Origin of the sequence: Arthrobacter sp. OAP107 (genome assembly GCF_040546765.1) — a bacterium.
In the GTDB taxonomy this organism is placed as follows: domain Bacteria; phylum Actinomycetota; class Actinomycetes; order Actinomycetales; family Micrococcaceae; genus Arthrobacter.
On record NZ_JBEPOK010000001.1, the window covers coordinates 1,436,325 to 1,456,379 of the forward strand.

17 protein-coding genes are annotated in these 20,055 nt (G+C 67.2%); 9 read left to right on the plus strand and 8 right to left on the minus strand.

The window, feature by feature from the left end:
- Positions 1 to 79 precede the first annotated feature (79 nt).
- On the plus strand, positions 80 to 502 hold the full coding sequence (locus ABIE00_RS06735) for a chorismate mutase (protein ID WP_354258329.1): 423 nt from the start codon (positions 80 to 82) through the stop codon (positions 500 to 502).
- A 3-nt stretch (positions 503 to 505) separates the two neighbouring features.
- Positions 506 to 1,546, plus strand: a complete 1,041-nt coding sequence (locus tag ABIE00_RS06740) for a uroporphyrinogen decarboxylase/cobalamine-independent methonine synthase family protein (RefSeq protein ID WP_354258332.1) — start codon at positions 506 to 508, stop codon at positions 1,544 to 1,546.
- Positions 1,547 to 1,556: 10 nt separating this feature from the next.
- Here the strand turns inward: ABIE00_RS06740 and ABIE00_RS06745 are convergent, their stop codons facing one another.
- The 6 genes from ABIE00_RS06745 to ABIE00_RS06770 are packed head-to-tail and all read right to left on the minus strand — an operon-like array spanning position 1,557 to position 7,709.
- The gene (locus ABIE00_RS06745; protein ID WP_354258335.1) at positions 1,557 to 2,291 is read right to left on the minus strand and encodes a DUF4166 domain-containing protein; all 735 of its coding nucleotides are present in this window, start codon (positions 2,289 to 2,291) and stop codon (positions 1,557 to 1,559) included.
- Positions 2,291 to 3,583 carry a DUF58 domain-containing protein gene (locus ABIE00_RS06750; protein ID WP_354258338.1) on the minus strand — a complete coding sequence of 431 codons (1,293 nt, stop codon included), beginning with the start codon at positions 3,581 to 3,583 and terminating at the stop codon, positions 2,291 to 2,293. The genes ABIE00_RS06745 and ABIE00_RS06750 overlap by 1 nt, the downstream gene beginning before the upstream one ends.
- A 4-nt stretch (positions 3,584 to 3,587) precedes the next feature.
- Positions 3,588 to 4,568, minus strand: coding sequence for an AAA family ATPase (locus ABIE00_RS06755; RefSeq protein WP_354263288.1), 981 nt, complete (start codon positions 4,566 to 4,568; stop codon positions 3,588 to 3,590).
- A 56-nt stretch (positions 4,569 to 4,624) separates the two neighbouring features.
- Positions 4,625 to 5,821 (minus strand): DUF4350 domain-containing protein, encoded by a 1,197-nt coding sequence (locus tag ABIE00_RS06760; protein ID WP_354258341.1) that lies wholly within the window; start codon positions 5,819 to 5,821, stop codon positions 4,625 to 4,627.
- Entirely contained in the window at positions 5,818 to 6,525 is a 708-nt protein-coding gene (locus ABIE00_RS06765) for a DUF4129 domain-containing protein (protein ID WP_354258344.1), read from the minus strand. Before ABIE00_RS06765 ends, ABIE00_RS06760 begins: the two co-directional genes overlap by 4 nt.
- Entirely contained in the window at positions 6,522 to 7,709 is a 1,188-nt protein-coding gene (locus tag ABIE00_RS06770) for a DUF7847 domain-containing protein (protein ID WP_354258347.1), read from the minus strand. The genes ABIE00_RS06765 and ABIE00_RS06770 overlap by 4 nt, the downstream gene beginning before the upstream one ends.
- Before the next feature lie 460 nt (positions 7,710 to 8,169).
- Here ABIE00_RS06770 and mtrA point away from each other — a divergent pair, with 460 nt between their 5' ends.
- The 7 genes from mtrA (at position 8,170) to secA (ending at position 18,565) form a co-directional block, all read left to right on the plus strand.
- A complete protein-coding gene (mtrA, locus tag ABIE00_RS06775) occupies positions 8,170 to 8,844 on the plus strand; it encodes an MtrAB system response regulator MtrA (protein ID WP_076801713.1) in 675 nt (224 codons plus the stop codon).
- A 157-nt stretch (positions 8,845 to 9,001) separates the two neighbouring features.
- On the plus strand, positions 9,002 to 10,864 hold the full coding sequence (mtrB, locus tag ABIE00_RS06780; RefSeq protein ID WP_502914275.1) for an MtrAB system histidine kinase MtrB: 1,863 nt from the start codon (positions 9,002 to 9,004) through the stop codon (positions 10,862 to 10,864).
- A 5-nt stretch (positions 10,865 to 10,869) separates the two neighbouring features.
- Positions 10,870 to 12,579 (plus strand): LpqB family beta-propeller domain-containing protein, encoded by a 1,710-nt coding sequence (locus ABIE00_RS06785; RefSeq protein ID WP_354263290.1) that lies wholly within the window; start codon positions 10,870 to 10,872, stop codon positions 12,577 to 12,579.
- 119 nt (positions 12,580 to 12,698) lie between these two features.
- Positions 12,699 to 13,601, plus strand: coding sequence for a ComF family protein (locus ABIE00_RS06790; RefSeq protein ID WP_354258351.1), 903 nt, complete (start codon positions 12,699 to 12,701; stop codon positions 13,599 to 13,601).
- A gap of 179 nt (positions 13,602 to 13,780) precedes the next feature.
- Entirely contained in the window at positions 13,781 to 14,506 is a 726-nt protein-coding gene (gene hpf, locus ABIE00_RS06795; protein ID WP_102971985.1) for a ribosome hibernation-promoting factor, HPF/YfiA family, read from the plus strand.
- A gap of 29 nt (positions 14,507 to 14,535) precedes the next feature.
- The gene (locus tag ABIE00_RS06800) at positions 14,536 to 15,750 is read left to right on the plus strand and encodes a winged helix-turn-helix domain-containing protein (RefSeq protein ID WP_354258355.1); all 1,215 of its coding nucleotides are present in this window, start codon (positions 14,536 to 14,538) and stop codon (positions 15,748 to 15,750) included.
- 85 nt (positions 15,751 to 15,835) lie between these two features.
- Positions 15,836 to 18,565, plus strand: a complete 2,730-nt coding sequence (gene secA, locus ABIE00_RS06805) for a preprotein translocase subunit SecA (protein WP_354258358.1) — start codon at positions 15,836 to 15,838, stop codon at positions 18,563 to 18,565.
- Here secA and ABIE00_RS06810 read toward each other — a convergent pair.
- Entirely contained in the window at positions 18,562 to 19,152 is a 591-nt protein-coding gene (locus ABIE00_RS06810; RefSeq protein WP_354258362.1) for an Rv3235 family protein, read from the minus strand. The genes secA and ABIE00_RS06810 overlap by 4 nt on opposite strands.
- A gap of 93 nt (positions 19,153 to 19,245) precedes the next feature.
- Positions 19,246 to 20,013, minus strand: a complete 768-nt coding sequence (locus ABIE00_RS06815; protein WP_354258365.1) for a LysM peptidoglycan-binding domain-containing protein — start codon at positions 20,011 to 20,013, stop codon at positions 19,246 to 19,248.
- Between the last annotated feature and the right edge of the window lie 42 nt (positions 20,014 to 20,055).

Consider the following 20,055-nt stretch of genomic DNA (forward strand, 5'->3'; position numbering starts at 1 on the left):
GGTACGAGCGAACACTTACATTCTCTGCCACCATCCTTAACACGGGCAGAGAGTCCGGCGCTGCCCATAGACTGGAACCATGACCGAGCTAAACCATGATCTGCCTGACACCGACTCCTACAATCCCGCCGCCAGCTCACTGGCCGGGCATGTGGATCCTGCGGTGATGGCGGAACTGCTGTCAATCCGGTCGAGCATCGACAACATCGACGCAACCCTCGTCTACCTCCTTGCGGAGCGGTTCAAGGCGACGCAGAAAGTCGGCCTCCTCAAGGCTGCCCACCGCCTTCCGGCCGGGGACCCCGGACGCGAAACAGCCCAGATTGCCCGCCTCCGCCGGCTCGCCGAAGACGCGCAGCTTGACCCGGCGTTCGCGGAGAAGTTCCTGAACTTCATCATCGGCGAAGTGATCCGTCACCACGAGGCGATCGCCGAGGACCACAACGCCGCCGGCGGAACGGCCAACGGGACGGCCAGCCCCTCCGCGCCGCTCACCGCCTAAGCCGTGCTGGACGCAGACCCCCGGCCGCCGGCCCAGGTAACGGCAACTGCCCTGGGACCCTGGCCCGGCCAGGACCCCGTGGAAGCCACCCGCATCATCCGCGGCGAGCTCGGCAGCCCGCACCTGCCCTTCCTCGCTGAGCTGCCTGACCGCGGCGTCGGTGCCGACGCCATTGGCCGCACCTCGTCACTCCTGGTGGACCTGGCGGTGGACGTCCAGCCACACGGCTGGCGCATCGTTGACCGGCCCGGGCGGGACATGGTGCGCGCTAAGTCCGCCCTGTCCACGGACATCAACGTGCTGGCCGATATCGCCGGCGAAGAGGACCGCGCGGCCGACGAGTTCAAGGTCCAGCTTCGGGGCCCCCTCAGCCTTGCCGCCGGACTGCACCTTCACAACGGTGAACGTGCCCTGATCGACTACGGCGCCCGCCGCGACATCGCTGCTTCCCTCGCCGCCGGGGTAGGTGCCCATCTTGCCAAGGTGGCTGCTGCGGTGCCGGGGGCCAGGCTCGTGGTGCAGCTCGACGAACCGGACATCGCCTCGGTCCTCGCCGGAACCATTCCCACCTCCAGCGGCTACCGGACCCTGCGCTCCGTCGCCGGGCAGGAGGTCACTGAGCTCTGGCGCGTGGTGATTGATGCCCTCCGCGAGGCCGGCGCCGCCGAGGTCGCCATCGCGGTGCCCGAGATCGAGGCCCCGTTCGAAAGGATCCTCGCTGCGGGCGCTGACGCCATCGCCGTCCCCCTGCGGGCCCTGACCACCCGGCAGTGGGAACAGCTCGCGGAGGCAGTCGAGTCCGGCAAGCGGCTTTGGGCCGGGGCACTGCAGGCCGACGCGCCGGGCGGCATGCCGAAAACGTCCGAAGTCGTGGAATCCGTTAGGCGCCCGTGGCAGCAGCTCGGCCTTCCGCTGGCGGCGCTCGGAACGGTTCGCGTCACCCCGTCGGGCGGCCTTGAAAGCCTGTCACCTGCTGCCGCAACGGAGGTCCTCACCCGGCTGACCCAGGTTGCCGACGGCCTGAACCAGCTCGCGCTGGGCTAGGCCTGCGTACTTAGCTTCGTCGCTCCCAGCGGTCCGGCCTGGCATACGCCGGAAGGAAGCCCGCGGAAGAATTTCCGGCCGGATAGGGCTCCAGCCGGTAGTCGAAATGGCCCGCGTAAACCAGGACGAGGCCCAGCTGCGGCTGGATCACTTTCACCTGGATCCTGTGACGCCCCGTTTCCCCCGCGACCGGGTCCCACCACTGCTCCGCGTACGCTCTCGCGTCGAGGGACGCCGGCAGCGGCAACCGCAGCGGGCCAAGGAACAGGCGGGATACTTCGGACACTCCCCGCAGCCGGCCCCCAACCGTCACGCTGAGGTCCAGGTCCGTCACCAGCCGGCGGTACCGGCCCACATAGTCCACAAGGCGGGCCCGGTTGCCAGGGCCATGGGAACCGGCCCCGCCCGCCTCCACGCTCGTGGTGTCCTGGAAAATCCTGGTCCTGCCGGGGAAGAAGATCTCCCGCCGGGCCGTCAGGCTGGAACGGCCGAAGGGATCCAGATGCGCATGGTTTTCGATCCGGAACGGCACACCCTCACCGTACTCTGGAAAGAAGGCCTGCTCGCCGGCGGTCAGCCGCAGCAGCGGCCGCAGCCACCGTTGCCGGCAGCCCACCACCTCGAAAACGCCCTCGCCCACGCCAAAGGTGCCGGACCCCGGGGCAAGCGAAAAGTACTCCTGCAGTTCCGGCTGCAGCCTGTAGAAGTCCGCACCCAGGGCCTGGCGGTAGATCGGATCAGTCATCACAGCCTTCCCGCCGCCTTGAGCCGGATGTAGGCGTCGGCCAGTGCCGGCGGCAGCTGGTGCGGCTCCGCGTCCACCACTTCCACGCCGAGCTGGCGGAGCTGGACACTCACGGCTTCCCGCTCGAGCAGGGCGCGTTCCGCGGCCGCCGCACGGAACACCTGGGCCGCCGTCGTCCTGTCCTGGAGCATTTCGCCCAGCATCGGGTCGCGGACCGAGGCCACCACCACGACGTGCTGCTGGGCGAGGCGCGCCGCCATCGGAATGAGCCCTTCCTCCGGCGCGCCGCTGTCCAGCGACGTCAGCAGGACCACGAGGGAACGGTGCGCCGAGACAGCACGGACTTGGGCGGGCACCCGTGCCCAGTCCAGCTCGATGAGTTCGGCCTGCAGCGGCGCCACAGCCTGCACCAGCTGGCCCAGCAGGTTGCCTCCCGCCGTCGTGCCGGCCCGGGCGCGCATCCTGCGGTCGAAGGCGAAGAAATCGACGCGGTCACCGCCGCGTTCGGCCAGGACACCCAGGAGCAGTGCGGCCTCGATGCCGGTGTCCAGCCGGGGCTCGTCGGCCACACGCGCGGCGGCGGTCCGGGATGTGTCCAGCATGATCACCACGCGGCGGTCGCGCTCCGGCCGCCAGGTGCGGACGACGACGGCGGACCGCCTCGCCGTCGCCCGCCAGTCGATGGAGCGGACGTCATCGCCGCGGACATAGTCGCGCAGGGAGTCGAACTCGGTTCCGGCGCCGCGGATCTGCACTGCGGCCTTCCCGTCGAGCTCCCGCAGCCGTCGTAGCTTTGAGGGCAGGTGGCGCCGGGAATTGAAGGGCGGCAGGACCCGCAGCGATCCCGGTGCCTGCACCGTTTTCTGGCGGGCGGCCAGCCGAAGCGGCCCGAAGGAGCGGACGGTGATGTGGGGCGCCCGGATGTCACCGCGGCGGACGGGCCTGAGCCTGACGCTGACGCGGCGCCGTTCACCGGCGGGAACCTCGGCGGCCTGGACAGGGTTTTCAGCACCGGCGGATGGCTGCCAGGCGTCACGCACCGCGCCCCTGAGCCTGCGTGAGCCCCGGTTGTGCAGGGTCAGCACAGAGTCCGCCGAGCCCCCAAGCGTGACGTTGGCGGGCGCCGACCTTTCCACCGAGACCTGCTGCAGCCCCGCGGCCAGCAGCACATCCACCAGGACCAGGGCACCGAGGACGACGAGCACGGCAAGCACTGTCAGCCAGCGGGGAAACAGCAGCACCGGTGCCAGCCCGGCCGCCGCCAGAAGTACCAGCCGTCCGGAAATCGCCACGGGATCAGCGGGGGACCGGTACGGAGGCCAGGATGCTGCCCAGCACGTCGTCCACCTGGACACCATCCATCAGGGCTTCGGGCCGGAGCGCCACGCGGTGCCGCAGGCACGGCAGGGCCAGTGCCTTGACGTCATCCGGGGTGACGAATTTCCGTCCGGACAGCCAGGCCCAGGCCCGTGAGGTGTTCAGCAGCGCGGTGGCACCGCGCGGCGAGACGCCAAGCTGGAAGGACGGCGCCGCACGCGTGGCCCGGACCACGTCAACGATGTATCCCAGCACCTCGGGCGCCACTTCGACGGCGGCCACGGCCTGCCGTGCCCGTTCCAGCTCGTCGGCGCCAGCCACCGGACGGATGCCGGCCGCCGCGAGGTCCCGGGGGTCGAAGCCCGCGGCATGCCTGCGGACCACCTCGATTTCGGCGTTGCGGTCCGGCAGCGGCATGGTCAGCTTGAGGAGGAAGCGGTCCAGCTGGGCTTCGGGCAGCGGGTAGGTGCCCTCGTACTCCACGGGGTTTTGCGTGGCCGCCACGATGAACGGCACCGGCAGCCGGCGCGACACGCCGTCGACGGACACCTGCCGTTCCTCCATTGCTTCCAGCAGCGAGGCCTGGGTCTTGGGCGGCGTCCTGTTGATTTCGTCCGCCAGCAGCATGTTGGTGAAGACGGGGCCTTCACGGAAGCTGAACTCCGAATTGGCGGCGTCGTACACCAGAGACCCTGTCACGTCGCCGGGCATGAGGTCCGGGGTGAACTGCACGCGCTTGGTGTCCAGGCTCAGGGCAGCGGACAGGGCGCGGACCAGCAGCGTCTTGGCCACACCCGGCACGCCTTCCAGCAGCACATGTCCGCGCGACAAGAGGGCTATCAGCATGCCGGTGACCGTCGAATCCTGGCCCACAACTGCCTTGGCCACCTCATGCCGGACATCCAGCAGGGCCTGCCGGACAGGATCCGGGGAATGGTCTGGAGTACGCGGAGCGGCCATGGTGCCCACCGGCGCCTCGCCGTAGGTGCCCTGCTGGTGGCCGTTTGGCAGCTGGCTCATCTGGCCTTTACCTCTTTCTCGAGTCGGACAAGGTCCTGGGCCCAGCGGACAAGCTGGGCCTCGGTTGCGGGACGGTGTTGCAGGATCTGCAGTAATTCTGCGGGGCTGCGGTCCAGATGCCGGGCCGCGGCGGCCGCCACATCTGAGCCGGACAGGTCGGCGAACCCGGCCGCTGTTCCCACCCGGAGGGCCGAGGCAAGCCGGACGATGGTGCCTGCCCTGAGGGTGTCCGCCGCCCGGGCGACGTCGTGGGCCTCGTGGTACAGGCGGGCCCTGCCCTCGGCCGTTTCCGTGGACTTCACCACCACAGGCAGCGGTTCAAAGACCAGCGGGCCCAGGCGGCGCCCGCGCCACAGCACGGCAAACAGGGCCACCACAATGAGCCACGGGGCCACAAACGCCGACCACGCGGGTGCAAGTTCGGCAAGGGTCTTCGGTGCTGGGTTGCTTCCGAGGTCCCCGGGACCCGGCAGGTACCAGACGAGGTGTGCCTGGCTTCCCAGGGTCCGCAAGGTGAGTGCGGCGTTGCCGTTGGCGGCCAGGAACCGGTTGCTGATCACGGCCGTGCTGCCCATCACCACGAGCTTCCCGTTTTCTGCCGCGGCGTAAAGGCCCCGTCCGCTGCCCCCGGCGCCGTAGCACACGGTGCCGCCGGTGTAGAGGAAGCCGCCGTCAGCGCTGATATCGCCGGCGGCCTGGGCATCGGCAACGGCGCATCCGGGCTGCAGGGACTGCTCAGATCCCGGAACCACCCCGGCCTGCCGGACGGTGCTGCCAAGGCCGGTCAGCGCGGCCAGGCGCGGCGACACCATCACCAGCCGGTCTGTCTCTGCGAGCAGCCGGCGGAGCCTTTCGGGGGCAAGGAACCCGCGGCGGTCATAGACCAGGACTGTCGAGCCGGACCCGCTGCCCGCGGCCGCGCGCGCTGCTGCCACCGTTTCCTCGAACGACGCCGTCTGGTCGACACTGACGCCCTGTCCAGCCAGGATCTGGGCTGCTGCCCTGGCACCCTCCGGACCCGGGTTGCGGATGGACAGTTCCTGGCTGTCGGCCCGCTGCGTCGACTGGAGTATGAGGATGACCGCAAGGGCGAGGGCCATGGCAACGCCAAAGAGCACTGCCGCCCGGTGCCTGCGGATCCAGCCAGTTCTCCTGCGCCGGGCCGCGACCGGGACGCCACCCGTGGGCGTCACCGGGGCACCGCCAGTCCGCCGGGGGAGGCTTCTGCGTAGGAGGGCGTGAGCCTCTCCAGTGCCGAGTCGAGCTCAACCATCGCGGCGTAGTCGGCTGCCACGGCGTTTCCGCTGCCGTAGCGGACGGCGTCGAACATGCGGGCAGCGGCGTCGAGTTTGTCGCTGGCCGCCGGGAACGCGCGCGTAAGCTGTGCGGCAGCCTCGTCGGCTGTCCGGCCGGGTTTGGGGTCCAGGACGGCCCGGTCCTCGGCAGAACTCACCAGTGCGCGGAACTGCTCGACGACGGCGGCCGCCCAGTCGCCGCTGTTGGCTGCGGTTTTTGCGCGCTCGCGGTAGTCGGCTGCCGTGGCGGCAGTCTCGGCGTCGAAGACTTCCTTGGGTGCGCGGCGACGGGCATTCAGCCGGGGCCGCGCCAGGATGATGGCGACGCCTATCAGGATGGCGATGCCCAGGCCGATGAAGGGCGCGACCGGAGGTCCATCGGCCGCGGACTGGCCATCGGTCATGGACTGCAGCCAGTCGAGGAACTGCTGCCAGATGGTTTCCAGCCAGCCGGGTGCCGCGTCCCGGTACTCGCGTTTGGAGAGCTCCTCCGTCGCCCAGCGCCGCGCTTCTTCCCGGTCAGGCTGTACCGGCGGTTCCAGGGTTCGCTGCAGCAGCACCGTGACGTGCTGCATTACCGCGAAGTGGCCGACGGCGATCATCCCGGCATCGTTGGCGGGCCCGGCGGCGGCGGCCAGCCTGCTGAATTTCCGTAAGGCCCCTCGTGCCGGGGCCCGGGCTGATATGGGCCCTGTTGGTAAGTCCCAGGTTGTTGGTAGGGCCAAGGCTGGATGGGGCCCGTGCTGTTCCGGCCCGTGCTGTTCCGGCCTCCGCTGTAGACGGGAACGCCCCGGCCCGGGATGCCGCCGTCGTCGTTTCCGGCTTCCAGCAGCCGGAGCAGGGCGATATCCAGTCCGTCGTTGCGCATCCGCAAATCCATGTAAAGCAGGGCCATGACCGACGTCTGGAAGGCGAACGCCACCGCACCGACGGCGGCGGAAACGACCGCCGCGGCCACCCCGGCCACCACCTGCAGGGTGGCCGTCTGGCCGGCAGGGTCCTGGGGGCCTGCGACGGTTGTGAGCAGGCCGGAGAGCAAGGTGACCGGGATAAGGACGATCTGGCCGATGATGCCCACGAGCAGGGACACGACAAGGACGATGCCGAGGACACGCCACCAGCTTCCCCGGGTGACGGCCCAGGAGCGCCGGATGCCCTCCAGTGCTCCCACGTCCTCCACGACGATGACCGCGGGCGCGACTGTCAACTTGATGGAAACCCAGATCACAGCGGCAATGAAGGTCAGAAACAGTGGAAGCACGATGAGCAGCGACCCTGTGCCCATCGAATTGGCCAGCAGAGCGGTGGCCAGGGCGATGAGGGCCGCCGCCAGCAGCACAGCTGCCACCTCGATCCCGGCCAGCCGGACCAGCGTCCACGCCCGGCCGCGTGCCAGCAGCCACATCTGCCGGAACCCGGTGTGCCGGTTGAGGATGGCCCGGGCGACGGGGACCACCATGGCCCCCTGCATCACCACGGAGATGAAGACGGACACCAGGCCGAAGAGCATGAACCCGCCCGCTACGCCCGCGAAGAGACCGGTGATCTCGGAAGTGCTGAGGTTCGCCAGCCAGGCCTCCGCGGAAGCACCGGAGGCCGGCGTGATCATCGGGACAACGGCGGTGATTACAGCGCCCAGCGCCTGAGCCAGCAGGCCTGCACCGAGCATCGCCTTGGGGTTCCGCCGGACCGTCTGGAAGGCCCCGTCCATGATTTCGCCAAACATCAGCGGCCGCAGCGGCACCACGCCGGGTTTCGGCGGGGCCGCGTACATGGGATAAGGCACGGCTGGGTTCGGCCCTGCGCCCCACTCGGGCGGAGGCCCGTAGGGCTGGTGGGCGCCGGGCTGGTAAGGCTCGTTCGGGTACGGTCCAGACCGGTAGGTCCCGGGCTGCGGGCTGCCCCACTGCGGGGGTGCGCCCCAGGACTGCTGCTGCGGTGATGCCCAGGGGTTACGGGGCGGGGAGGTGTTTTCGGTGGAGGAGGGTTCCGACGGGCGGTATTCAGGCGGTCTTTGTCCGGACGGCGGGTGCTGCGGATCCTGATCTGACAACCTGTTCCTCCCCAAGGTGCGCACCGGCCAACGGCCAGGCACCTCCAGCCTATAGTTCCGCCGTCGGGCATCCTAGCTTCCGGGCCGGTTGGCGCCCGCGCGCACCCCTGGGCCGCGTGTCAGGCGCCGTGGCACGCCCCGCCGAAAACTCCATCAATAAGACAAAGCAAGGGCAATAAGGGAATATATAACTATGAAGGCACGCATTCTGGTGGTTGATGATGACGAGGCACTCGCAGAAATGATCGGCATTGTCCTGCGCAACGACGGCTTTGAGCCCGTCTTCTGCGCGGACGGCGGACAGGCTCTGGACGTGTTTCGCTCGTCAAAGCCGGATCTCGTGCTCCTCGACCTGATGCTGCCGGGAACTGACGGCATCGAGGTGTGCCGGCAGATCCGCTCCGAGTCGGACGTGCCGATCGTCATGCTGACCGCCAAGTCGGACACCTCCGACGTCGTCAGGGGACTGGAATCCGGTGCCGACGACTACGTGCCCAAACCCTTCAAACCGGCGGAACTCGTTGCCCGGGTAAGGGCGCGCCTGCGCCCCGGTGACCAGAAGGCGCCCGAAACGCTGCGCATCGCAGACGTCACCATCGACGTTGCCGGCCACCTCGTGAGCCGCGGCGACGAGCGGATTTCGCTGACCCCGCTCGAGTTCGATCTCCTGGTGGCCCTGGCGCGCAAGCCCTGGCAGGTTTTCACCCGTGAGCTGCTCCTGGAGCAGGTCTGGGGTTACCGCCACGCGGCTGACACCCGGCTGGTCAATGTCCATGTCCAGCGCCTGCGGTCCAAGATTGAACGTGATCCGGAAGCCCCGGAAGTTGTATTGACGGTTCGTGGTGTCGGCTACAAAGCAGGGTCCTGAACCGCAGGGCCAGAATCCCCCTGAGACGCCCGCGGGATCCGGTTCCGAAACCCACGGCAGCGCTCCCGTGGCGGAGCGTGCCCGGGATGGTTCACGCAAAGCCGGCTCCCATCCGGTCCCGGAGCACACCGACGCCTTTGGTGCCGGGCTCGCCAGGCTGCCATCGCAGGCCCGTATCTGGCGCCGCCGCGCCCTGATCGTGGTGCTGCGCGTCGCGCGCCTGGTGCGTACCGGCGTCGACCGGATATTCCCCGGTATCCGGTTTTTGCTGCATTCCCTCCAGCGGCGGTGGCGCCGATCGTTGCAGTTCCGCACGGTCCTGACCACCCTGCTGCTGTCCATCAGTTCGTTCGCGATCGTCGGCGCCTACCTGTCCAACCAGATCGCCAACAACCTGTTCCAGGAACGGCTGACGCAGGCGGAGTCCGAGACCCGCTACAACGTCAAGCAGGTGCAGGACACGTTCGACGGCGCCCAGGTCACCGACCAGTCCAGCGTGATCACCCTCGTTTACGACACCCTGAACGCGGTGGAGGGCAAGGGCTCGGTGATCCAGCGCCGTTACGTGTTTGAGGCGATGCCCGAGCAGACCAAGCCCCGCAACCGGTGGGTGGAGTCGCGCGCCTCCGACCAACTGACCATCAGCGTCATCCCCCCGGACCTCCGCAAAGCCGTCCAGGATTCCGGCAAGGAACAGTTCTGGGCTTCCACCGAATTCCCGGTCGGGACCGAAGACCGGCCGGGGATCGCCGTCGGCAATAAGGTGACCTTCAACGGCACCGTCTACGAGCTCTACCTGATCTACGACCTCAACACCGCGCAGCAGACCCTGAACGAAATCCAGAACGTCCTCTGGGCCGGCGGCGCTGCGCTGATCCTCATGATTGGCGCGATCGCTTGGTACGTCACCCGCAACGTGGTGAGCCCTGTCAGCCATGCTGCCGTGGTGTCGGAAAAGCTGGCGGCTGGCCAGCTGCAGGAACGCATGGTGGTCAAAGGGGAGGACGAGGTGGCCCGTCTGGGGGCGTCCTTCAACCATATGGCCGCGAGCCTGCAGGAGCAGATTACGCAGCTGGCCACGCTATCCCAGATGCAGCAGCGCTTCGTTTCCGACGTCTCCCACGAGCTCCGCACGCCGCTGACCACCGTCCGCATGGCTGCCGAGGTGCTCTACGACGCCCGCGACGATTTCGACCCCATCAACAAGAGGTCGGCCGAACTGCTCTATAACCAGGTGGAGCGGTTCCAGTCATTGCTGGCGGACCTGCTGGAAATTTCCAGGTTCGACGCCGGTGTTGCCATGCTCGACGCCGAGGCAACGGACATCGTCCAGCTCATCTCGCATGTGATGGAGGGCGCGGCACCTGTCGCCGAAGAGTACGGTTCGAAGATGACGCTGAATGCGCCGGAGGGCAGCGTTGTGGTGGAAATGGACTCCCGTCGCATCGACCGGATCCTTCGGAACCTGATCCTGAACGCCCTCGAACACGGCGAAGGCCAACCCGTCAATATCTCCGTGGCCTCGAACGCGGACGCCGTCGCCGTCACCGTTCGGGACCACGGAATCGGCATGAGTCCGGCCGAGGCGGCACGGGTCTTCGACCGCTTCTGGCGCGCCGACCCCGCCCGGGCCCGCACCACCGGAGGCAGCGGCCTGGGCCTGTCCATTGCCACCGAAGACACCAAACTGCACAACGGCTGGCTGCAGGCCTGGGGGAACACCGGCGTCGGCTCCAGCTTCCGGCTGACCCTTCCGCTCAAGCAGGGCGGGACGATCACAAAGTCACCGCTGCCGCTCGATCCTGCAGACGTGGGTCTGGGGATGCCCGGCGACCACAGCGTCCTTGTCCTCGGGCCGGGCGCCACGTCGGTGCCCGAGGACTCCGCCGCTGGAGATTCCGTGCCCGATGGCTCTGCGGCCAGGGACTCCGCCGGTGGCCTTGCGCCTGCCGGGGAAGATCCTGCAGTGGCCCTCCGGCCGGGAACACCGGAGGCAGCGCGCACGGGAGAACGTTCGTGAGCCGGGTGCGCCCGGCGGCCCGCGGGCTCGCCGCGGGCTTGCTGGCCGTCCTACTGCTGTTCCTGGCGTCCTGCGCCCAGATCCCGCGGTCCGGCCCCGTCGGAAAGAGCACGGACGAAAGCGCCGGAAATCCGAATGCGCCGGTCTTCTTTCCGGTCGCCCCGCGCACCGGGTCCAGTCCCGAGGCGGTCATTGAGGACTTCTACCTGGCAGGCAGCGGGTATGAGGACGACTACGCCGTGGCGCGTCAGTACCTCACGCAGGCGTCCTCGGTGGCCTGGAAGCCTGACCAGCGGACGCTGGTGTTCCGCTCCGAGCGGGTGGTGAAGACCGGCGTCGAGGGCGTCTACAACTACGAACTGGATGTCGCGTACTCTGTGGATTCCGACGGCGTGGCCACCCAGATGCCGGCGGGAACCAAGGAAAACATCCCCGTGATGCTGGTGCAGGTTGACGGCGAATGGCGCATCTCCAAGATCCCCGACGGCACAGCCATTCCCGAAGAGACCTTCAAGGTCATCTACGGCGCCTACCCCATCTACTTCTACGACCCCAGCTTCACGTATGCCGTCCCGGATGTCCGCTGGTTCATTAAGAAGAAGACAGTTAAGGCCATGACGAGCGCCCTGCTCGCCGGGCCCGCCCCGTACCTGAAGGGCGCCGTCGTCAGTGCCTTCCCGTCGGGAATGAAGCTTGCCAGGGAGTCGGTGCCCGTTGTGTCGGGCGCCGCCCAGGTGGACCTGTCGGCCAAGGAGCTGACTGACGCCTCCACCGAAGACAGGCTCAGGATGCAGACCCAGCTGGCCCTCACATTCCGCAGCCAGCCGGACGTTATTAACGTGGAGCTGCGGGCGAACCAGGACCTCGTCCGGGTGGAGGACAACGGCTCGGTGCTGCCGCCGGTCCAGAACAGAAATGTGCCCGCGCGCCAGATCGCAGTCAGCAACAATGAGCTGGTCCGGTACGAGAACAACCGGGTGTCACCGCTGCCCGACATGCAGCCGGTGGCGGGGCTGAAACCACGCTCGCCTGCCGAGTCGCCCGTCTCGCAGACGGTGGCCTTTTTGAACAGCAGCCGCAGCACCCTCTATTCGATGGTGCCCGGCCAGCCTGCGCGCGCCCTCACCACCCGCAGCACGCTGACGCACCCGTCGTTCAGCCTGAACGACTGGCTGTGGACCGCGGGGCCCGGGGCGCAGGGCATCACGGAGCTGGCTGCCTTCCGTCCCACGGGAATCGCGCAAGGGGCGGCGGTTCCTTCCGTAACGCTGACGCCGTCCTGGCTGGCCGGCCGCACGGTCAAGGACTTCCGGGTGTCCCGGGAGGGTGTCCGGGCACTGGTGATCTCCGAACAGAACGGCACAACACGGGTGCAGGTGGCCGGGATCATCCGCGGTGCTGACGGCACTCCCAAGGAACTGACGGCGCCCATCACACTGCAGGCCAGCGGCAACCCGGACCAGGGAGTGTGGGTGAACGACACCACGGCGGTGGTCATGAAGGGGGACGGCACGGCGAACGTCACTCCCGAACTGCTGTCCCTCACCTCGTCCCAGCCGCAGAAACTTGCGCCGTGGCCGGGGCTGGTTGCCCTCAGTGCCGGCAACGGCCCCGAGGAGATCTACGCCCAGTCCAGGGACGGCGTCTTCCAGCGGCTCGGCAATGGCTGGTCGGCGCAGCTCAGGGGACCCACGGACCCGTCATTCCCCGGCTAACACTAACTCCGTTGTTCCTGCCTTCGGCGTTTCCCGCGTGGGCGTTTCGTGGGCCGCGTTTTCCACATAGAGGACACTCGCTCTTTTGCAGGCCGGTTCCAGCGCCGCAGTCTTGAACCGTGGGAAGCCACCGGACGGGAGAGGGGCAGAGGGCTTCGGCAGATCCAGATCTCCAGCCCCAGCCGCTGTGGCATGCCCGCCACCGCGCGGATCACCGGCAGCGCGTGCTTCGTGCCTGGGACCTGGTGGCGGGGGCGGCCACGGATGTTATGGCCCTCGCGCTGCCGGTGGAATGCGTCTGCTGCGGCAAGGAGGACCTGGCGCTGTGTGCCGGGTGCGAGCGCAGGCTCCGGATGCTCACCCGCCGTCCCTTCCGGGCGGAGACAGGGGCGCCTGCGCTGATGGATACCGACGGATCGCTGATCCTGCCTGTGGTTGCGGCGGGCATCTACCGTGAGGAGCTCTCTCAATCCATTCTGGCCTTCAAGCGCCACGGCCAGGGCCAGTTGCGGCAGGTGCTGTCGAAGGTCCTCGCCAACACGCTGGGGGTGGCATATGCGGGAACGGACGGCATGGTCCTCGTTCCGGTCCCGACCAGCGGCAGCGCGTACCGGAAACGTGGTTTCAGCCCCGTTCACCTGCTGCTGGCCGGCGCAGTGCGTGGCTGCAACGGCCGCCGCCTGGAATGCAATGATGCCCTGCGCAAGGTTCGCAAGCCCGAAGCCGGAGCCGGCCTGACCGGAGGGCAAAAGGGGCTCGGCAGGGGAGACAGGTCCCGACGGGTCCGCGGTTCCATGCGCACCGCGCGGGGAGCACCTGGACGCTCGCTGCGGGGGAGGCAGTGCATCCTCATCGACGACGTCCTGACCACCGGCGCCACCCTGGCGGAAGCTGCCCGGGCCATCCACGAAGCCGGCGGAATTGTCCGCGGCGCGGTGGTCCTTGCCGCCACCCGCGCCCCCGATGCGGCAGCCGCCCCGGCGCGGTCGCGGCATCCTGTGGAGTGGCTGGGGGATAGCTGAGACATAGAAAAAAATAAACTGCGAAAGGATGAATAACTGGTTGCTATGAACTAACGTCGGATATGGGTACCAAGATCAGTTGTACCTTTCGATAGCGGCTCGGAAAGGGGCTCGACTGTCAATCAGATCGTCCCCCGGAAGCGCCGCCGTCGTGTCACCGAAGTCATTTGGAGGGCACCATGGAGTTCATGATCAGCGGACGGAATCTGACGGTCTCGGACCGCTTCCGCGAATACGCCGGCGAGAAGATCTCAAAGATCGAATCGCTTGGGGACAAGGTCCAGCGGGTCGACGCGAAGGTTTCAAAGGAAACAAATGCGCGGCAGACCGGTGACCAGCTCACGGTTGAAGTGACAGTCCTGGGCCGCGGCCCCGTGATCCGTGCCGAAGCAAGCGCCGCAGATAAGTTCGCCGCGTTCGACCTCGCCTACAACAAGCTGCTTGAGCGGCTGCGCAGGGCCAAAGACCGCAAGAAGGTCCACCACGGGCGGCACACGCCCAAGGCAGTACGCGAGGCAACTGCAACCCTGGAGCCCGCAAGCTCCAACCAGCCGATCTACGTCGAAGCGAGCAATAACACCCAGGCCGCTCCGGAACCGGCTGAGAAATCGCCGTACGACGTCGACAACGACATCCCTGCCGGCGACTCGCCGGTACTGATTCGGCGCAAAGTGTTCCCGGCCGCGTCCCTCACCCTTGACGACGCCGTGGACAACATGGAACTTATCGGTCACGACTTTTACCTTTTTGTGGACAAGGCCACGAACGCCCCATCGGTTGTGTACCGTCGCCGCGGCTGGACATACGGGGTTATCACCCTCGACCATTACTGCGAACCCGGCGAGAACACGCACGAGGAGAAAATCCTTGCGTACCGCTCGGATGATGCAGCCGCAACTGCATAAGATGGAGCCCAGACAACGAAAGGGCTGACATGGGTGCATCGCTGAGCCTCTCGCAGGCACGGCGGATCGCACTGGCAGCCCAGGGACTGGACAAAGGACGGCCCGCCGGCCCCGTGACCTCACGGGCGGTGGGCCGGACCTTTGCCCGGATCCAACTCGTACAGATCGATTCCGTCAACGTCCTGGCCCGCAGCCACTTCCTCCCGTTCTTTTCCAGGCTCGGCGCCTACGACCGCTCCATCCTCCAGCAAATGGCCGGCAGGCACCCGCGGCGCATGATGGAGTACTGGGCCCACGAAGCCAGCTACATCCGCCCGGAACATTTCCCCGACCTGGTGGTGTGGCAGAACCGGAAGTGGGTTGGGGCAGCGGCAATGGACCCCGGGCTGCGTTCCGGTGTGACGGGCAGGGTGCTTGAGGCGCTCGCCGACGGCAAGCCGATGACCGCCGCCGAACTCACCGCCAGGCTCGGGCATGTTGAAGACCGCAAGCACGTCAACTGGGGCTGGAACTGGAACGCCGTCAAACGGGTCCTCGAGCACCTGTTCGAAGAGGGTGTCGTCTCGTCGGCGTCAAGGACTGACCAGTTCGAGCGGCAGTACGCCCTCACCCGCCAGGTGTTGCCCGGGCATGACCTCGACGCGGTACCGGATCCGTCGGATGCCATGGACCGGCTCATCGACGCGGCGGCCCGGGCCCACGGGATCGGGACGGTGCGGTGTTTTGCCGACTACTTCAGGACTCCGGTGAAGGCAGCCGCGGCCTCGGTGCAGCGGCTGGTTGACGCCGGACGGCTCGAGCCTGTGACCGTGGCAGGCTGGGACCGGAACGTGTACCGCCACGCCGAGGCACGGCTGCCGCGCCAGGCAACCGGCCGGGCCCTGCTCAGCCCGTTCGATTCGCTGGTGTTTGAGCGGCGCAGGCTTGAAGAACTCTTCGGATTCCATTACCGGATCGAGATTTACACCCCCGTGGCCAAGCGCCGCTTTGGCTACTACGTGCTTCCGTTCCTGCTCCGCGACCGCATCGTGGCCAGGGTGGACCTGAAGACAGACCGGGCCGCGGGCCTGCTGCTTGCCAAGGCGTGCTTCGGTGAGCCGGATGCTCCGGCGGACACCGCCGTCGAACTCGCCGCCGAACTGGAGCTGATGGCAGATTGGCTGGGACTGGACGGCGTAGCCGTCTCACCGGTGGGGGACCTTGCGCCCGCGGTTGCGGCTGCCGGCAACGGCTATCCGCTGTGAGGGAACAGGGACAACGTGCCATGCGTCTCTCCCGTAGACTAAATCACGCCAGAATTCGGCGGCATGAGACTGGGAGCAACTTCACGTGGCATCACTAATCGAAAAAATTCTCCGCACAGGTGACAAGAAGCTCCTGAGGCAACTGCGGAACTATGCTGATTCCATTAACGCCCTTGAAGACTCGTTCCAGACCTTCACGGATGCGGAACTGCGTGAAGAAACAGACCGGCTCCGCACCCGCCACCAGGACGGCGAGAAGCTCGAGGACCTGCTGCCGGAAGCCTTCGCCGCCGTGCGCGAGGCGTCTTCGCGCACACTCGGCATGCGGCACTTCGATGTCCAGCTCATGGGTGGCGCTGCCCTGCACCTGGGCAACATCGCTGAAATGAAGACCGGTGAAGGCAAGACTCTGGTGGCCACTGCTCCGGCCTACCTCAACGCCCTCACCGGAAATGGCGTCCACGTTGTCACCGTGAACGACTACCTGGCCGAATACCAGTCCGAGCTTATGGGCCGCGTTTACCGCTTCCTGGGGCTCACCAGCGGCTGCATCCTGGCCAACCAGGACCCGTCTGTGCGCCGCGAGCAATACGCTGCCGATATCACCTACGGCACCAACAACGAATTCGGCTTCGACTACCTCCGCGACAACATGGCCTGGGACAAGTCCGAGCTGGTGCAGCGCGGCCACAACTTTGCGATCGTCGATGAAGTGGACTCGATCCTCATCGACGAAGCCCGCACACCGCTGATCATCTCCGGCCCGGCCCAGGGTGACACCAACCGGTGGTACAGCGAGTTCGCCAAGGTGGTCTTGCGGCTGCAGCCGGAGAAGGACTACGAAGTCGACGAGAAGAAGCGCACCGTCGGCGTACTCGAGGGCGGCATCGAAAAGGTTGAGGACTACCTCGGCATCCAGAACCTCTACGAATCCGCCAACACGCCGCTGATCGGCTTCCTCAACAACGCCATCAAGGCCAAGGAGCTGTTCAAGCGGGACAAGGACTACGTCATCCTCGACGGCGAGGTCCTCATCGTTGACGAGCACACCGGCCGTATCCTGGCCGGCCGCCGCTACAACGAAGGCATGCACCAGGCGATCGAAGCCAAAGAAGGCGTCGAGATCAAAGCTGAAAACCAGACCCTCGCCACGGTGACGCTGCAGAACTACTTCCGCATGTACGACAAGCTCTCCGGCATGACCGGCACGGCCGAGACCGAAGCCGCCGAATTCATGAGCACGTACAAGCTCGGCGTAGTGGCCATCCCCACGAACCGCGACATGCAGCGGATCGACCAGTCCGACCTCGTGTACAAAAACGAGGTCGTGAAGTTCGAGGCCGTGGTCCGGGATATCGCCGAACGCCACGAGGCCGGCCAGCCGGTCCTGGTGGGCACCACGAGCGTCGAAAAGAGCGAGTACCTCTCCCGCCTGCTGGCGAAGGAGGGCATCCGGCACGAGGTCCTGAACGCCAAGAACCACGCCCGTGAAGCAGCCATCGTTGCCCAGGCCGGACGCAAGGGCGCCGTCACAGTCGCCACCAACATGGCCGGCCGCGGTACCGACATCATGCTGGGCGGCAACGCCGAGTTCACCGCCATCGCCGAACTGGCGCAGCGCGGACTTGACCCGGAGGAAAACTCGGACGAGTACGAGGCCGCCTGGCCCGGGGCGCTGGAAGCTGCCAAAAAGGCTGTCAAGGACGAGCACGAGGAAGTACTGGGCCTGGGCGGCCTGTACGTGCTGGGAACGGAACGCCACGAATCCCGCCGCATCGACAACCAGCTCCGCGGCCGCTCCGGCCGCCAGGGCGACCCCGGCGAGTCCCGGTTCTACCTTTCGCTGACCGATGACCTCATGCGGCTGTTCAACTCGGGTGCGGCGGAGCGGCTGATGAACAGCTCCGTGCCCGACGACGTGGCGCTCGAATCCAAGCTGGTCTCGCGTGCCATTGCCTCGGCCCAGGGACAGGTCGAAGGCCGCAACGCCGAGCAGCGGAAGAACGTGCTGAAGTACGACGACGTCCTCAACCGCCAGCGCGAAGCCATCTACGGCGACCGGCGCCGGATCCTGGAAGGCGACGACCTTCACGAAAAGGTGCAGTTCTTCCTGGAAGACACCATCAACGCACTCATCGACGAAGCCACCGCCGAAGGCAACGGCGACGACTGGGACTTCGACCAGCTCTGGACCAACCTTAAAACGCTGTACCCCGTCACAGTGACGCCGCACGATGTCATCGACGAGGCAGGCGGCAAGTCGCGCATCACCGTGGAGTTCCTGAAGGAAGAAATCATGTCTGACGCCAAGCTGGTGTACCAGGCACGGGAGGAAGCCATCGGCTCCGAGAGCATGCGCGAGCTCGAGCGGCGTGTTGTGCTCTCCGTCATCGGGCGGAAGTGGCAGGAGCACCTCTACGAGATGGACTACCTGAAGGAAGGCATCGGCCTGCGCGCCATGGCCCAGCGTGACCCGCTGGTGGAGTACCAGCGTGAAGGTTTCACCATGTTCCAGTCCATGATGGAAGCCATCCGGGAGGAGAGCGTCGGTTTCCTCTTCAACCTCGAAGTGGAAGTCACCCCGGCGGAGGACGTCGTGGTGGCTGATGCCGCCGGCGGCCACACCGAACACCACGAGCCGCAAATCCGGGCCGCCGGTCTGGAAGCGCCGGAAAAGCCCGCCCAGCTCCAGTACACGGCGCCCCGGGAGGACGGCGGAGCCGAGACCCGGATCGAAAGCGGAGCCGCGGGCCGTTCTGGCAACCCGGCCAAGGCCGCATCGCAGGACCGGCGTGACAAGAAGAAAAAGCGCTAGCCAGCGGATATGACTGGAAGGGACCGGAGCTTGCTTCCGGTCCTTTCCTGTTTTCCCGTCAGCCGATCTCCAGGGCCGTGACACCGCCACACGTTCTTGCTGCGTTCCAGCCGGACGGCGACTGCCCGGACCCGCAGTTCATCAATCACCACCGCGCTGGCTTCGTAAACGTCAGGCGTCACACTGCACGCCCGGACCGAGCGGACCGACGCGTTGCGGTGGAGCAGCCCCATCTTCCGGGGAGCCCGGGCAGCCATCCGCCGGGTCAGGGTCGCCCGGTGCTGGAGCACGGTGAGGCAGCGCTGGTCCAGCCGCCGTGCCAGCTGGTGGATGGGCCTCGTTCCCGCCAGGACTTCAATGGCGGCCTGGACTGTGGCCCTGGTGATGGCGCAGATCTCGCGCGCCTCGTCGCCAGGGGAGGGAACAACCGCAAGCCGCGTTTCGTCAGTCACGGTTTGCTTGGGGCGGACGTGCGCCGGGCAAGTTTGCTCTGCGGGCACGGGGGCAGCCGCCGTCCGTTCCGGCGCGGCCGGGACGGACTCAAGAACGGCGCTTCCTGCACGCCGCATCGGAGTTAGTGCAGTCATGATCGGTCCTTTTGATGGGGCTGGCTTGGGACGGCCGTGCAAGGACGCGGCCGCGGATGTCGGTGGCGTGGAAGGAACGGGTGCCGGCGCCGCTTACGGCGGTGGCGGCGGGCTGAGGAGCTGGCCCGGGAGAAGGGAGTTGGGATCGGCACCGATGATGTTTTTGTTGACCTGATACCAGAGTGGCCAGCGGGCTGCTATTTCTACCTCGGAAGCACCGGGCCCCAGTTCGCGTGCGGCGATGGTCCACAATGATTCGCCGGCACGTACGGGAATCTCACTGCGGGTACTTGCCGGCCCAGCCGTTGCCCGCGCGGGCAATGAGCTGACGACGCCGGGCTGCACCATCGGGACGCGCGGCATCCACTGGGGCTGGAGTTCGCCGGAGTCTGCGGAATGGCCGGCGGGCAGGTCCGGCCCCGGCTCTGCCAGGGGTGCCCACGCTGCGGAGACGGACGATCCGCTGCTCGAGGCATGGGCTGCAGCCGGCAATTCATCCGCTTGGGCAAGCGGTGCGCCGAGGAGCTGCACCCCCACGGCGGCCAGCGCCAGCCGGCGCATGAAGACAGGGCTGAACCGCCCCGTGGCGCGGGCCGCAGCGTGGTGCCCTGTCCGTTCCAGCAGTGCCGCTGCAAGGGCGGTGGCCAGGGATAGCAACCACCAGAGGATGACGGCCAGCCCGGCCGCGAGGGCCAGCAGCCCAAGCAGGTCGTCGAAGAGCAGCGCCTGCTGGCGCGCAGCGGACCGCCTCCAGTGATCGACGATCCCGGCCCCGGCGAACGCCAGGAAGACCCCGAGCCCCAGAATGACAACCGCCAGGCCGGCTTCTGCCCTCACCGGACGCTGGACTGTTTCCCCCATGACTTCCCCCGACCCCTGTTCGATGCAGTTTGATCCACTTTG